Below are 14,471 nucleotides of genomic sequence, written 5' to 3' on the forward strand. Positions count from 1 at the left end.
GAGAAATTCTCCATAAGGTAGAGAATTGGAAATAAAACTAGTTAAAATTGCATGATCTTTTTCAAATCGGCAGAGATCCGTCCCGATTATTGACTTGAGGGAAATGGAGTGGCGTGCTTTTGGAAGCTGCGCCGTTCTGTGCGGACGAGATCCCTCAAATGCGATTCCGTTCGCTCGGATCAGTGAGCGCAATGCGCCGCCGATACCTTGTCGAATTCCTGCTCGCCGAGATCGCCCTCATTGATCATGAAGTCGAATTCACCGCCATCGCCGATAGTCATCTCTGCACCCCAGTCGCTGAACAACTGCAGCAGAAGCTGCTCCGGACTGTCATGGGCTACCTTGAACTGAACCGAGGAAAGGTGCCCGAACATCTGATGGTAGCAGTTTCCGGAACGGGCGCCGGGAAACTCCGGGCACTGAACGCCGTCCGCATCCTTCAGGAACACGGGATGTCTGTCCGCAGCCGCAACATAGACGAGCTCCGGAATGTGTTTTGCAAGGTCCGGATCGGAACCGGATTCCGTGACTAGCCGGTGCATCGCCCGTTCGATATCCGATTTCAGGTAGTTGCTGTAGCGCTTGTCCGCCGCCTGGGCCAGAAAGTCGTTCAGGTCTTCGATGAAGGCGTCGATTGCGCGCTGTTCGATGGGTGTTTCCTGTGACCGGTCGGCCTGGAGCTGCCAATCTTCGAAACAGGCTTCGAAGCCGGTCTCTTCCAGCTTGGCCGCATGCCGGTTGCGCAGGATTCGGCAGATCAGGCCGATGCCTCTCGGCGCGAACGGAAACCCGGTTTCATCCTGTGGCCTGACGACGAGCGGCTTGCCTTCGGCCTTGTCGTCTTCGGTCCAGGGCGCGAACAGGTGGAACTCCCGGTTGCGGGCATTCTCCGCGCTCATCGTTCCAAACGCCGTCAGCAGCTGATCGGTGAGGTGACGCGTATGTGCGTCCGCATAACCCTCGGGCGCTTCGAAGGGGAGACCTTCAGCAACCGGCATTGTCTCGACCTTCGCGAATTTCAGCGGCCATTCGGGGAAGATACGGGATTTCTCGTCGCCCGGCAGACCGAAAAGGAGGTCAAAGTGGTAGTTGCCGTCCCTGAGTGACGGCAGGTTTTTTGGAAAAGCGGTCGGTGCCCCGGCATAATCCGCATCATAGAGAACCCGTATGTCGTTCGCGCTGGCAACATCGGGTTCGGACCAGGCAAGGCTCCCGTCGAACCGGCCGAAGAAAAACAGCATACCGGTCTTCGGAATATCGTCCGGACGCCATGGCAGGTCAGCCAGGTCGATCTGCGCCAGGAAATGCAACGGGAGGTCAGCCTTTATCTGATCGCCATGTCCCGGGGCCTTGGGCCAGGGAATGCTGTTTGGCAGATCGGGCAGGCCGCCGATCTTGCTGCGCCCGTGTTTTTCGCGATGTGGCGGGTAGGGCCGGAACGCATAAACAGCCGGCCGCGCAAACTGGCTGCGCAGGCTTTCGAACGTATCGTCAGTGCCGGGATCGAGCTTCGGTTCTTTCACGTGCTCGCGTTTGAGTTCCAGAACGTCCTTGCGTTCAGGCACCGGTTCAGCATCGTCGTCCGCCTGCTCTGCCTCTTCAGAGAGCTTTCTGGTTTCTTTTACGAGGACCTGCTGAAACCGGCCTTCGTTGATGTCCTGTGGCTCTGCGTTCTGCTTCCGGTTGGATTTCAGCGGCAGGAGCGACCAGAGCGTACCGAACACCGGTTTGAAAAGCGGCAGCAGCACCATGCCCGCGACGCTTCCAAGGATCGCAACCAGAAACAGAAAATAGACCTTGGGGAAGCCGAGCTTCTTGCTGCCATACGCAAAAATGACAAGAACCAGAAGGTAAAGTGCGAATTTGACCATGCAGACATCTATGATGTTGAGTTTTCACTCACATTTGTACCGTCATGGGATAAAGATCAGGTAAAATTTTTTGAACAAATACCAACAGAACCTGTCGGAAAAAGGCAGCCGTGGCTGCCTTTTTCTTCAGTCGCGGTTTCTTTTAGCTCAGATTCAGTTCCTTGAAGAAGTCATTGCCCTTGTCATCTATGACGATAAAGGCCGGAAAGTCCTCGACTTCAATTTTCCAGATGGCTTCCATGCCGAGTTCTTCGAATTCAACAACCTCGACCTTCTTGATGCAATCCTGGGCAAGGCGTGCGGCCGGTCCGCCGATCGAACCGAGATAAAAACCGCCATGGGCCTGACAGGCTCTGCGAACCTGCGCCGAGCGGTTGCCTTTTGCCAGCATGACCATGGAACCGCCGGCCGCTTCGAACTGGTCGACATAAGCATCCATTCGGCCCGCGGTGGTCGGCCCGAACGATCCGGAAGGCATGCCGTCGGGCGTTTTGGCAGGACCTGCATAGTAGATCGGGTGGTTCTTGAAATAGTCCGGCAGGGGTTCACCGCTCTCCAGACGGTCGCGCAATTTCGAATGGGCGAGGTCGCGCGCGACGATCAGCGGACCGGTAAGGGAAAGCCGCGTCTTGATCGGATGCCTGCTGAGTTCAGCCAGAATTTCCGGCATCGGCCTGGTCAGGTCGATCTTCACGACGTTGTCGGACAGTGCATCATCGGTCACTTCCGGCAGGTACTTCTCCGGCTGCATTTCCAGTTGCTCCAGGAAAATGCCGTCCTTCGTGATCTTGCCGACGGCCTGGCGGTCGGCCGAGCAGGAGACCGCGAGCCCGATGGGCAGTGAGGCTCCGTGACGGGGCAGGCGGATGACCCGGACGTCGTGGCAGAAATACTTGCCGCCGAACTGGGCGCCGACGCCGGTTGCCTGCGTGAGTTTGTGGATTTCCTCCTCCATGGCAAGGTCGCGAAACGCGTGACCGCTTTCAGAACCGCCCTTCGGCAACCCGTCCAGATACCTGGCTGAGGCAAGTTTGGCCGTCTTCAGGTTCATCTCAGCAGATGTTCCGCCAATCACGATTGCCAGGTGATAGGGCGGACACGCGGCGGTGCCGAGCGTCAGGATCTTTTCCTTCAGAAAGTCGATCATGCGGTCATGAGTCAGCAGCGAGGGCGTGCCCTGAAAGAGGAACGTCTTGTTTGCCGAACCGCCGCCCTTGGCCATGAACAGGAATTTGTACGCGTCTTCACCCTCGGCATAGATTTCGATCTGTGCCGGCATGTTGCTCTTGGTGTTTTTCTCCTCGAACATGGAGATGGGAGCGAGCTGGGAATACCGCAGGTTCTTTTTGAAATAGGCGTCCCTGGCGCCTTCTCCGAGCGCGGCCTCATCGCCGCCTTTGGTCCAGACCTTGCGCCCCTTCTTGCCCATGACGATGGCTGTTCCGGTATCCTGGCACATGGGCAGCACGCCATGGGAGGCGATGTTGGCGTTTTTCAGAAGATCGAAGGCAACGAATTTGTCGTTTTCGGTTGCTTCCGGATCGTCGAGAATTTTCTTCAACTGTTCCAGATGCCCGGGGCGCAGATAATGATTGATGTCCTTGAAGGCTTCCTCCGCCAGGAGGCGCAGACCTTCCGGCTCAACCATCAGCATTTCCTCGCCGTTGAATTCCGCCGTGCTGACGAAGTCGGATGTCAGCTTCCGGTACGGGGTCTGATCCGCGTCCTGCGGAAAGAGGGCGCTGTGATGATACTCGGGCGGGTTTACGGGAGCGTTCATGGGACGTTTTTCCTGATCTGGCTACGCTCGGCGTAACCCGGCGGAGCTGGAAACATATGTGCCGTTCTCATACGGCAAAAAGGCCGCGAACGCCAAGTCCCGCGGCCTGCACAATTGGTTGCACGCGAATGCGTGTGTCAGCGTGTTGCTGTCAGATCGAGCATCACGGTAACAATATCGCCGACCGTGTCCGTGCCGACGCCGGCACCGAGCTGGTAGTCGAGGCGATTGAGTTTTGCGGTCCCGGTGGCCTTGGCGGTGTCGCCGTCGATGTCCAGCGTGAAGTCGAGGGTGACAGGATGGGACGCGCCCTTGATTGTGAGTGTGCCCTCGGCCCGGTAACTGTTGCCTTCTACGAGCGAAGCGCCCTCCGCCTTAAACTCGGCAACGGGAAAACCGGCGGCGTCGAACCAGTCCGCGGCGGGCAGCGTTGTGTCGAACTGCGGATTGCCCGTTGAAGCGCTGGCCGGATTGATCGTTGCCAGGATCACGGCATTTTCCGGAGCTGAAACATCGAATTCGATGCTGGCATCCCAGGCGGTGAACGTACCCTTCAGCGGCGAACTCCCCTGTGGAACTTCGAAGCCGAGCGTGCTGTTGGCCGCATCCACCGTCCAACTCTCCGCCTGGGCAGCGGATAAGGTCCCGATCATCGAAAGAAAGAAGATTGGAAGTGCAAATTTTTTCAATATCATGCTACGAAGTCCTGAGGTGAGAGTTTAAGACTTGGTCTTGGCCGGCCCCGTCGACACCATGCGCTTGAGCGTGTCGTCCCGGGCGATGAAGTGGTGTTTGAGCGCAGCGGCGACATGAACCACGATCAACGCGATCAGTAGAAATGCGCCATACTCGTGCAGGAACTTGAAGAAGCCTTCTGCCTGTTCCTTTGTGCCAAGGGCCTCGGGTACCGGAAGATGCGGAACGGGCAGGACATTGAACAGGACCGTCGGAATGCCCCAGGGCGATGCCGAAACCATGAACCAACCTGTGATCGGCATCGCGAAAATGAGTGCATAAAGGCCGGCATGACCGAGATGCGCTGCCGTTTTTTCAAGCGGATGCATTCCGGCAGGTAGCTTCGGCGTCGGATTCACAAGCCGCCAGAGCAATCTGAGGATGGCGAGCGCCAGCACCACGAAACCGACTGACTTGTGCAACTGATAGAGCTGAAACGTCTCGGGATCAGTCGGCGGAAGTGACGTCATGTAGAGCCCGAATGCAAGCATTCCGGCGATCAGCAGGGCCATCGTCCAGTGAAACGCGATCGCAACGCGTCCGTAGCCGGTCGAAGTATTGCGCAGCATGGCAGGCTCCCTGGGTTGGGAGACCGGATAAACCGGCCTCCGTTTCTGTCAAATCAGTTCGTGGCTTCCGAAAGCAGTGTTTCTGTATGGAATGTCACGGTGACCTCGTCACCTACATAGGGCACAAATTTGTCCATGCCGAAATCGGAACGCTTCAAGACGGTGGTAACCGCGAAGCCGGCGGCTGGCTTCTTGGCCATCGGATGGTCACCCAACGCCAGAACGTCGACTGTCAGCGTGACTGGTTTTGTGATGCCGCGCAGCGTCAGGTCGCCGGTGACGTCAAGCTGGTTTTCACCGGTCTGCTCAACCTTGGTGCTTTTGAATGTTGCCTGCGGGAACTTGGCTGCATCGAAAAAGTCGGGGCTCTTCAGGTGCGTGTCACGGTCCGCCCAGAATGTATCGAGGCTGTCGATGTTGATCGTGAATTCGACGGAAGAGTTGGCAGGGGTGTCCTTGTCGATCAGGAGCGTGCCGTCCCAGTCACCGAAGCGGCCATCGGTTGTCGAGTAACCGAGGTGATTATAGGTGAAGGAGAGGTTGGCGTGGGACTTGTCGAAATCATAGGCGACCGGTTCGGCGACTGCCGGTGCGGCCAGAAGCGATAGAGCCAGTGCGGATGCTGCAAGACGGATCATGGTTGAACCTCATATCGTTGGTCGGAGAGCGTTCGCTCATGAACGCTGCACCGGGAAAATAAGAAAGAAATTTTGCAGTGCAATTTGACTGACCGTTCGGTGTGGCTGAACAATATGTCGCACCGTGGCCGGACTTCTTCGAAAGGGGGAGTGGTCGTCGATTCTTGGCGTTTCGCGCACGAATCGAAGCGGGATGTGTTCTGACGAAGATGCATTTTCAGGTTGTGAACCAAAAAACATCACCTTTAAGCCCATGAAAAGACGAAACAAGTTGGTCTGTCATCAACCCATCAAGAAATTCAGGCAGCTAGCATTGATAATCTTGTCCAAAGAGGTGAGAAGGCAATTCGGGGGGCGACCGCTTCGGTACGGCTACAAGGAGTATGTTACGTGAAACAGGCAGTCATCGTGTGCCATCGGGGTGCGTGCAGACACGCTCCGGAAAATACATTCGCCTCGCTCGAAAAGGCCATTGAGCTCGGTGCGGACGTCGTTGAACTCGATGTCAGGCCATCGCGGGACGGTGTGCTTTACGTCCTGCATGACGAGACGCTCGAACGGACAACCAACGGATCGGGCCGTCTGTCGGATTATTCCTCCGCCGAATTGGACCTTCTTGACGCCGGTTCTTGGTTTTCGCCCGAATTTTCCGGAGAGCGCATACCGCGTCTGGACGCGTTTCTGGATGCCTGCCGAGGCCGTATCGCAACCTATGTGGAAATCAAGGAAGGCGACCCTGGCGAAGTCCGGGACATGCTGGCCGCCCGCGACATGCTTGACGACGCGTGGACCTTTTCCTTCGATCAGGCGATCCGCGCGGAGGCGCGCGCCAAGGTTCCGGATCTGAAGCGCATGCTTCTCTTCGCGCATGTAGGCTCGGTGGAGCGCGCAGTTGCCCAGGACGCTCACATCCTTGAATTCGACGTCGACACGTTGGAAGAACAACGTGTTCAGGAAGCCAGGGCCGCAAACCTCGTCACCCAGATGTTTTACGCCGGCGACGATCGGCAGGTATTCGAAAATGCCGTCCGCTTTGGCGTCGAACAGATGAACATCGATCACGTCGAAGTCTTCAGAGACGTCGAGAGCGCGGTGCTGTCACCTGTCGGGTGATCAGCACCGTTTTATTCAAAATTACGCACCTACATTAATTCCCTGGAAACCCTGTTTGTTGGTCGCGTCAATTATTTCTAAATATTTATTTTCAGTTAAGCGGAAATCGATAAGAAAAAAGCTGAATTTTACCTGCGAGGTAGTTTAGCTATGGTTGTCTATGACCTTAAAAACAACTTAAAGGCTTCGTGCGAGGCAAGACATTCCAAATATAAAAGCTGGCTGAAACACAAAGTGGCGGTGTTTTTTGCTGCCTTGTTTTTAATACCAGTTCTTCTGACGGCAACCGCGACAGGTGCGGTGGCTTCCGAATGGGTGGTGAAACGCGTGTCGGGAATCGTCTATTTTGTTGCGCCAGGTGTCGAGGCCTTCCGAGTGAAACGAGGAATGGCCTTTGAAGAAGGTTACACCATGGGCACGCGAGCAGGTGGTCGCGCGCTGATCGCGCGCGGTGAAGAAACCATCAGCGTCGGCCCGAACACCACCTTCGCTATGTCCAAGTATCTCAGCAACAATTCTAAAACCACGCTGCTGCAGCGCAAAGGCACGGTTACGGTCGATGTTGCGAAGCGGTCACGTCCGCATTTCTTCGTTGAGACACCGTTTCTTGCAGCCGTGGTCAAGGGTACGCGATTCGATGTGACCGTTGACAATACGCGCGCCCGGGTTTCGGTCGACAGGGGCGTGGTCGGAGTCGAGGACTTTTCGTCTGGTGATCGCGCCGATTTGACGGCTGGCCAGAATGCCTCGAGCGCAAATGGAAACAACGGCGGCCTGAGTGTCGGTGGACGCACCAAACCGGAAGTGCGCAAGGGGCCGAAGAGAAATCCGAAGGTTGCGACACTTGGCCGTCCGGAACCAGTCAATATTCAGAGCGAGAAACCTCAAAAATCAAAAGGTCTGTTTGGTGGACTGTTCGGCTCCAACAGCAACGGTAACTCGAACGGCAACAGCAACGGCAGTTCGAATGGCAATGGCAACGGCAATTCGAACGGCAACGGTAACGGCAATTCGAATGGCAACGGCAACGGCAACAGCAACGGCAACTCGAATGGAAACGGCAACGGCAATTCGAATGGCAACAGCGGAAAGTAACGTGAAGGCGAAGAAGTCGCGCCCGATGCAGCAAGATCTACGAACCGGGTGAGGTGGGGTGCAGGTCTGGTACGAGAAACTTGGTGGGCGTCTCCTGAACGCAATCCTGGTCGCGGTCTTTCTGACCGCGGCTATTCTCGTTTTGCGGGCTTTCGGTCTGACAGAGACCATCGACAGATTTGCCTGGGAAGCCCGGTTCGGTCTGGACACCAAGCCGGTGTCGGATCAGATCGTCTTCATCGATATTGATGCCGGTAGCCTGGAGCAGATCGGTGTCTGGCCGTTTCCGCGTCGCGTCTACGCCGATCTGGTTGACCGCCTCGCTGGGGCAGGAGCACAGGACATTGTCTTCGATGTTGACTTCAGCGCCGCATCAAACGCCGAAGATGACGCACTGTTTGCACGCGCGATCGAGCGGGCGGGCAATGTAAGCCTTGCCGCGTTCCGGCAGGCGGCCTCCGCACATTCGAGCGAGACCGAGGTGATCAATCTTCCCGCGGGCCCGTTTCTGGATCATGCATGGCCGGTTGTTGTCATGGTGCCGATGGAAGCCGACAGCCGGATCTGGCGCAATCTCTACGGCTACGAGATAGACGGGATCACGGAGATCTCCGCCGCCGCCTTTCTGGGAGAACACAGCGGCGACACGCAAGGGGCGTTCTATCTCGACTATGGTATCGACATCGACAGCATGCCGCGCATTCCGCTGACCGATGTTTTGACTGGTGCGGCGCCTCTGGACCAGTTCTCCGGCAAGAAAGTGATCATTGGGGCGAGCGCGCTCGAACTTCGCGACCTTTTTGCCGTGCCGGTCTACGGAATTCTGCCCGGCGCAATGGTTCAGGCACTCGGCGCGGAAACGCTCCTCCAGAAGCGCGCGCTCACCCCGGTCAGCGAAGGATATGCCCTTCTGTTCGCGGTGCTCGTATTCGCGCTTCTGCTGGTCACCAAGATCGAAGGATGGGCGATCAAGCTTGGCATCTTCGTCCTCTCCGCTTCAGCAATCGAGATCGTGGCCTTCGCCGTTCAGCAGTCGCACCCGGTTCTTGTTCCGACCGGTAGTGCGCATGTTCTGCTGGCCCTGGCTGCAATCATTGTAGTTTTGCGTGAGCTTGGTCTGCACAAGCTGCTTGCGCATGTTGCCGATATCAAGCAACGCAACAGCGACCGGATGCTGGGGCAGGTATTCGATGACAGTTTCGATGCCATCATCGTCATCGACAGTGACTGCCTGATCACCGCCGCCAACCGAACCGCACGGTTGCTTTTCTCAAGTGAGACGCTGGCCGGCAGCAGTGCGCGTTCGGTTCTGCCAAATGCCCTGGTGGAAGAAGCCATCGCAACCCTCCAGGCGGCTGAAGGGCGCGCGTCCGTTCCACAGATCCTGGTTCTCGCACAGGACGGCACAAGGCGCCGTTTCATCGAATATGTCGTCACCAAGGCCGAGAAGACACTCGCCGAAGCCAGACACCCGAACAAGGTGGAAACGCGGTCGCTCGCCTGTCTCACTTGCAGGGATGTGACCGACGAGCGGGAATCTGCGGCCCGGCTGGAATATCTGGCACGGTTCGACCCGATCACCGATCTCCTCAACCGCAATGGTTTTGAGCGGGAACTGAAAAAACAGACCGAGAATGCCTGCTCGAAAAGCGAGGCAGTCTGCGTCGTTCAGTTCGCCGTCACCAACCTCGACCAGATTGTCGCAACGCTCGGGTTCACTTATGGCGACCGGGTGCGGCAGTCGATCGCCTCGCGTTTGAAGAGCCATCTTGCCAAGGACGTAACCTGGGCGGCGATCACCGCCGATGTCTTTGCCGGTCTCGCAGTCTCCAGAACCGGAAGCGAAACGGAACTCGGGATTGTCGAGGAAGTCCGGAAAATCATCGGCGAAGACTACGCCATCGACGGCGCGCGTATCTCGGTCCAACTGAAATTCGGTTATGTCGTTTCCGAAGGCGAGGGTGATCCTGACCTTATCCTGAAACGCGCGGGCAATGCTCTGTCGACGGCACGGCGTGACAGTCAGAATCCGATTGTCTGTTTCAAGTCGGAAATGGACACCGCCCTTCAGCGGCGCAGGAAACTTGAGACCGAACTTTTCAAGGCGATCATTCGCGACGAATTGCGTTTGGAATACCAGCCTCTGGTGCGTTTGAACGACGGCACGCTCTTCGGCGTCGAAGCTCTTTTGAGATGGGACAGCCGCGAGTTCGGCCCGGTTTCACCGGTAGAGTTCATTCCGATTGCCGAGGAGAACGGATACATTCAGGAACTGGGCGCCTGGGTGCTGAACCGGGGCATGAAGGAAGCGCTGCACTGGAAACAGCCCTTGCGGCTGTCGGTCAATGTGTCGCCCGTGCAATTCTTCCGCGGTGATCTTGTTGAAACAGTTTCCGAGGCGTTGGAACGTTCAGGCTTTCCAGCCGAAAGGCTTGATCTCGAAGTCACGGAATCGCTTTTCGTCGATGATAGCCCGGAGCTGATGCAGTGCATGCAAGACCTGAAGCAACGCGGCTGCAGTTTCTCGATGGACGATTTCGGAACCGGCTATTCTTCGCTCGGGTACATCACCAAGTTTCCGTTCTCCAAGATCAAGCTCGACAGATCCTTCGTCAAGGAAACGATCGACCGTCAGGAAGACACAGCCGTGATCGAGGCGGTTCTCCTGCTTGCCGAAGGGTATGGCATGTCGGTGGTTGTTGAGGGAATCGAGACTTTCGAGCAATCCTGCCGGCTGCAGGAACTCGGCTGCCTGCTGGGCCAGGGATATTATTTTGGCCGCCCGATGACCGCGATTGACGTAGCCGAACGTCTTGTGGTCGCCGCCTGATCCGGCCCTCTCCACGTCCGTGAAGCCATTTTTTTGAAAACACCTCTTTCTCATGACGGGTGAGTTTTGAGTCACTTTCGTAATTTTTCTTGTTTATGCACATTAATGCATGCTAATGCACGTTTATGTCCAATATCTCTCATCTCCCCAACCAACGCCGGGCTGCCATCCTTGAAACTCTGGCCCGAGGTGAGGCAGTATCGGCGGCGAAGCTCGCAGCCGACTACGCGGTCTCCGAGGATGCAATCCGCAGAGACCTGCGCAAACTGGCCGCCGAGGGCCTCTGTGAGAAAGTCTATGGTGGTGCGCTGCCGGTTGCGCCGTCGGCGCAGCCTGTTTCGGTCCGCACCACGGAGGACGTCGAGCGCAAGGAAGCTCTGGTAAAGGCTGCTCTCACACTGATCAAACCGAGAGACTGTCTGTTTCTGGATGTAGGCAGCACGAACATCTTCCTTGCCGAACACTTGCCCCGGAACTTTGAACTGACGGTCGTGACCAACTCCGTTCCCGTGATTGCAAAGCTGATGGGACGGAAGGGCCTTGCGCTCTTTTCGCTCGGCGGTGCGGTCAACGCTGATGTTGGCGGCACGACCGGATCGCAAGCCATCAAGGCCCTGGAGCAATTCCAGTTCGACCTGACCTTTCTGGGCACGTGCGGCCTCTGCCGTCAGACCGGCGTGAGCGCCTATGATGCCGGGGATGCCGAGGTGAAACGCGCAGCAGTCCAGAACAGCCGGCGCGTCGCCATTCTGGCGACAGCGAAGAAGCTAGGCACGCGCTTGCCGCACAAGGTTCTCTCCTTTGAGAGGATCGACTGTCTGGTTCTGGAGGCCGATGCAGGTGAAGAGCACCGCACGGAATTCGAGACAGACGTTAACCAGGTGGTCGTGGCGGGGCCTGCCGCGGCAAGCCGGACGGTTGTTCGATGAGTGTGCAGGCGACCGAGTTTTCGCCGGACCGGCCCGAAACCAGGCTCGCGACGCGCCTTGCGTTTTTTGCAGCCGGGTTCGTGCTGGGCTGCTGGTCGCCGCTTATTCCCTACGTGAAGCAGAGACTGGGCCTGGATGATGCAGGTCTCGGCCTGCTGCTCCTCAGTCTCGGAGCCGGGTCGGTTGTTGCCATGCCGCTCGCCGGTATTGCCTGCACGCATTTCGGAACGCGCCGGGTAACGGTCGTAGGTGGCCTGGGCCTGGCGCTTCTGTTTCCCGCAGTCGGGTTTGTTGGATCTGTGTGGGAAATGGGCGCTTGTGTCGTCCTGATCGGGGGCTTTCTCGGCATGCTTGAAGTCGGCATGAATTCACATGCCGTTGAAGTGGAGCGCGGATCATCGAAGCCACTCATGTCCGGGTTTCATGCATTGTTCAGCATTGGAGGATTTGCCGGCGCCGGAGGTGCCACGGTGTTGCTGTCTTCCGGTGCAACGCCCGGTGTCACCGCAGGTGCCTGCGCCGCGCTGGCACTTGGCGCCATCCTCGTGTCCTGGCCTATGTTGCTGAAGGCGGAACCGGCATCAGAGGCAGGTGCCATCGTGTTCCCGAGAGGGATCGTACTTGTCATCGCATTGCTGACCGCCGCGACATTTCTTGTCGAAGGCGCAATCCTGGATTGGGGCGCCTTGCTTGTCACCGAACAAGGGCTCGTCGGCATTGCCATGGGCGGGTTCGGTTACATGCTGTTCTCGGTTGCTATGACGGTTGGCCGGATATTCGGCGACAGGTTTGTTGCCGCGGTCGGGAGCCGCCGGTGCCTTCTTTGGGGCGGAGCCGTCACGATTTCCGGAATACTGCTCGTCACGCTGACGCCTCACATCGCGGTCTCTGCAATCGGCTTCGTCGCGATCGGACTTGGTGCGTCCAACATCGTGCCCGTCCTGTTCAGTCTCGCCGGAACCCAGACCGACATGCCGAGCGGGCAGGCGGTCGCGGCTGTCGCAACGACCGGCTATGGCGGCATCCTGCTCGGACCGGCGGCCATAGGTTTCGTGGCGAATGCCACCAGCCTTCAGACCGCTTTCCTCGCGCTTGCGCTCCTCATGTGCCTCGTTCCGTTCCTGGCAGTCCGCGTGACGCGGACAACCTGACGTCTAAAAACCAAGAAGGTTTTTAGCTTTGACTAACGCAGACGGGGCACGGAGAAAGGCAGCCCGACCGTCGCACTTAGAGGCCGAGCCCGCCGAGGCAGTTGTATTTGACGTTGAGATAGTCATCGAGGCCGTATTTCGAGCCTTCGTTGCCGACGCCGCTTTCCTTGAACCCGCCGAAGGGCGCAACCTCGGTGGTGATCACGCCTTCATTGACACCAACGAGACCATATTCAAGCGCTTCCATCACGCGGAAACACCGGCCGAGATCCTGCGAATAGAAATAACAGGCGAGACCGTATTCGGTGTCGTTGGCGAGTTGGATGGCATCGGCCTCGGTTTCGAAGCGGAACAGCGCCGCGAGCGGACCGAAGGTCTCTTCATGCGCGACCTTCATATCAGGCGTGGCACCAAGAATGAGCGTTGGTTCAAAGAACGTGCCGTCTCCCCCTGGGCGGTTGCCGCCGGAAACGAGTTCACCGCCCTTGCTCAGGGCGTCCTGCACATGCGCTGCAACCTTGTCGACGGCAGCCTCGTTGATCAGCGGGCCCTGGGTAACCCCGGCCTCAAGCCCGTTGCCGACCTTCAGTTGCTCGGCCATTGCGGCTTTGAGTTTTTCTGCAAAGGCGTCGTAGACACCCGCCTGTACATAAATCCTGTTGGCGCAGACGCAGGTCTGTCCGGAGTTGCGGAACTTGCTGGCGATTGCACCGCTGATGGCCCGGTCCAGATCGGCATCGTCGAACACGATGAAAGGCGCATTGCCGCCGAGTTCCATCGATATCTTTTTCATGTTCTTGCCGGCATTCGCTGCCAGCAGCTTTCCGACCCGTGTCGACCCGGTGAACGTGATCTTGCGCACGGCCGGATTTTCGCACATCTCTTCGCCGATCGCCGGTGCGTCGCCTGTGACGATGTTGACGACACCTGCCGGAAGTCCGACCTTGTCAGCCATGATGCCGTAGATCAACGCGGAATAGGGTGTGAATTCGGCCGGTTTCATGACCATGGTGCAGCCGGAGGCGAGCGCCGCGCCAAGTTTCCTGGCAATCATGGAATTCGGGAAATTCCAAGGCGTGATCGACGCGACCACACCAACGGGTTCCTTCGTGACCAGGATACGGCGGTCCGCCCAGGGTGAGGGGATCGTGTCGCCGTAAATGCGTTTTCCTTCTTCGGCAAAGAAACGGATGTATTTCACGCCCAGGGTGATCTCGCCCTTCGCCTCTGCGAGCGGTTTGCCCATTTCGGTGGTCAGCAGCACCGCCAGGTCGTCTACCTGGTCCATGATCGCGTCGCAGAGCTTGTGCATGTAGTCCGCACGCGCATCCGCCGTCAGCGCTTTCCATGCGGGAAACGCCGCTTTTGCGGCGGCAATGGCGCGCGCCGTCTCGCCACGTCCGCAATAGGGGATCGTCCCGATGCTTTCGCCGGTTGCCGGATTGGCAACGGCGATGGTCTGGCCGCTATCCGCATCAACCCATTCGCCGTTGATATAGACATTCTGCTTGATTAGAGCGGTGTTCAAGGACATGGATCACTCCCGATTTTTGTGCGGAGAAGGGCTGCCGACAGGCCAGCCGTACCGGTTTTCAAAGAGATAGAGCGCCTTTCCGCCGTCTGGCAAGCGCTTTTCAGGCCACGAAGGCAATTGAGCCTGGCGCGCAGCGTCCACCAGGTCGGAAAATCGGCAAACACGTTCGCAGGGGCGTGTGGATCAGCTTGATGGCGGGGAAAGGAAAACGGGCCCTGGAGGGCCC

Annotated in this window: 11 protein-coding genes; 5 read left to right on the forward strand and 6 right to left on the reverse strand. The window is 57.8% G+C overall.

Features of this window, described 5'->3' with window-relative positions; genetic code table 11:
* Nucleotides 1-179: 179 nt before the first annotated feature.
* From RBB49_RS14925 to RBB49_RS14945, 5 genes are all read right to left on the reverse strand, one after another.
* Nucleotides 180-1,871 (reverse strand): DUF1963 domain-containing protein, encoded by a 1,692-nt coding sequence (locus RBB49_RS14925; RefSeq protein WP_306143637.1) that lies wholly within the window; start codon nucleotides 1,869-1,871, stop codon nucleotides 180-182.
* A gap of 142 nt (nucleotides 1,872-2,013) precedes the next feature.
* Entirely contained in the window at nucleotides 2,014-3,651 is a 1,638-nt protein-coding gene (locus RBB49_RS14930) for a fumarate hydratase (RefSeq protein WP_306143638.1), read from the reverse strand.
* 137 nt (nucleotides 3,652-3,788) lie between these two features.
* Entirely contained in the window at nucleotides 3,789-4,346 is a 558-nt protein-coding gene (locus RBB49_RS14935; RefSeq protein ID WP_306143639.1) for a YceI family protein, read from the reverse strand.
* A gap of 24 nt (nucleotides 4,347-4,370) precedes the next feature.
* Complete coding sequence (locus RBB49_RS14940) at nucleotides 4,371-4,955, reverse strand: cytochrome b (RefSeq protein WP_306143640.1); 585 nt, start codon at nucleotides 4,953-4,955, stop codon at nucleotides 4,371-4,373.
* Between the two features lie 53 nt (nucleotides 4,956-5,008).
* On the reverse strand, nucleotides 5,009-5,593 hold the full coding sequence (locus RBB49_RS14945; RefSeq protein WP_306143641.1) for a YceI family protein: 585 nt from the start codon (nucleotides 5,591-5,593) through the stop codon (nucleotides 5,009-5,011).
* A gap of 390 nt (nucleotides 5,594-5,983) precedes the next feature.
* Here RBB49_RS14945 and RBB49_RS14950 point away from each other — a divergent pair, with 390 nt between their 5' ends.
* The 5 genes from RBB49_RS14950 (at nucleotide 5,984) to RBB49_RS14970 (ending at nucleotide 12,711) form a co-directional block, all read left to right on the forward strand.
* A complete protein-coding gene (locus RBB49_RS14950; RefSeq protein ID WP_306143642.1) occupies nucleotides 5,984-6,706 on the forward strand; it encodes a glycerophosphodiester phosphodiesterase family protein in 723 nt (240 codons plus the stop codon).
* A 150-nt stretch (nucleotides 6,707-6,856) separates the two neighbouring features.
* Complete coding sequence (locus tag RBB49_RS14955; protein WP_306143643.1) at nucleotides 6,857-7,801, forward strand: FecR family protein; 945 nt, start codon at nucleotides 6,857-6,859, stop codon at nucleotides 7,799-7,801.
* A 58-nt stretch (nucleotides 7,802-7,859) separates the two neighbouring features.
* On the forward strand, nucleotides 7,860-10,631 hold the full coding sequence (locus RBB49_RS14960) for an EAL domain-containing protein (RefSeq protein WP_306143644.1): 2,772 nt from the start codon (nucleotides 7,860-7,862) through the stop codon (nucleotides 10,629-10,631).
* 125 nt (nucleotides 10,632-10,756) lie between these two features.
* A complete protein-coding gene (locus tag RBB49_RS14965; protein ID WP_306143645.1) occupies nucleotides 10,757-11,560 on the forward strand; it encodes a DeoR/GlpR family DNA-binding transcription regulator in 804 nt (267 codons plus the stop codon).
* The gene (locus RBB49_RS14970) at nucleotides 11,557-12,711 is read left to right on the forward strand and encodes an MFS transporter (RefSeq protein ID WP_306143646.1); all 1,155 of its coding nucleotides are present in this window, start codon (nucleotides 11,557-11,559) and stop codon (nucleotides 12,709-12,711) included. Before RBB49_RS14965 ends, RBB49_RS14970 begins: the two co-directional genes overlap by 4 nt.
* Nucleotides 12,712-12,787: 76 nt before the next feature.
* Here the strand turns inward: RBB49_RS14970 and RBB49_RS14975 are convergent, their stop codons facing one another.
* On the reverse strand, nucleotides 12,788-14,245 hold the full coding sequence (locus RBB49_RS14975; protein ID WP_306143647.1) for an NAD-dependent succinate-semialdehyde dehydrogenase: 1,458 nt from the start codon (nucleotides 14,243-14,245) through the stop codon (nucleotides 12,788-12,790).
* Between the last annotated feature and the right edge of the window lie 226 nt (nucleotides 14,246-14,471).

The sequence above is a fragment of the Roseibium sp. MMSF_3412 genome (assembly GCF_030733265.1).
Lineage (GTDB): Bacteria > Pseudomonadota > Alphaproteobacteria > Rhizobiales > Stappiaceae > Roseibium.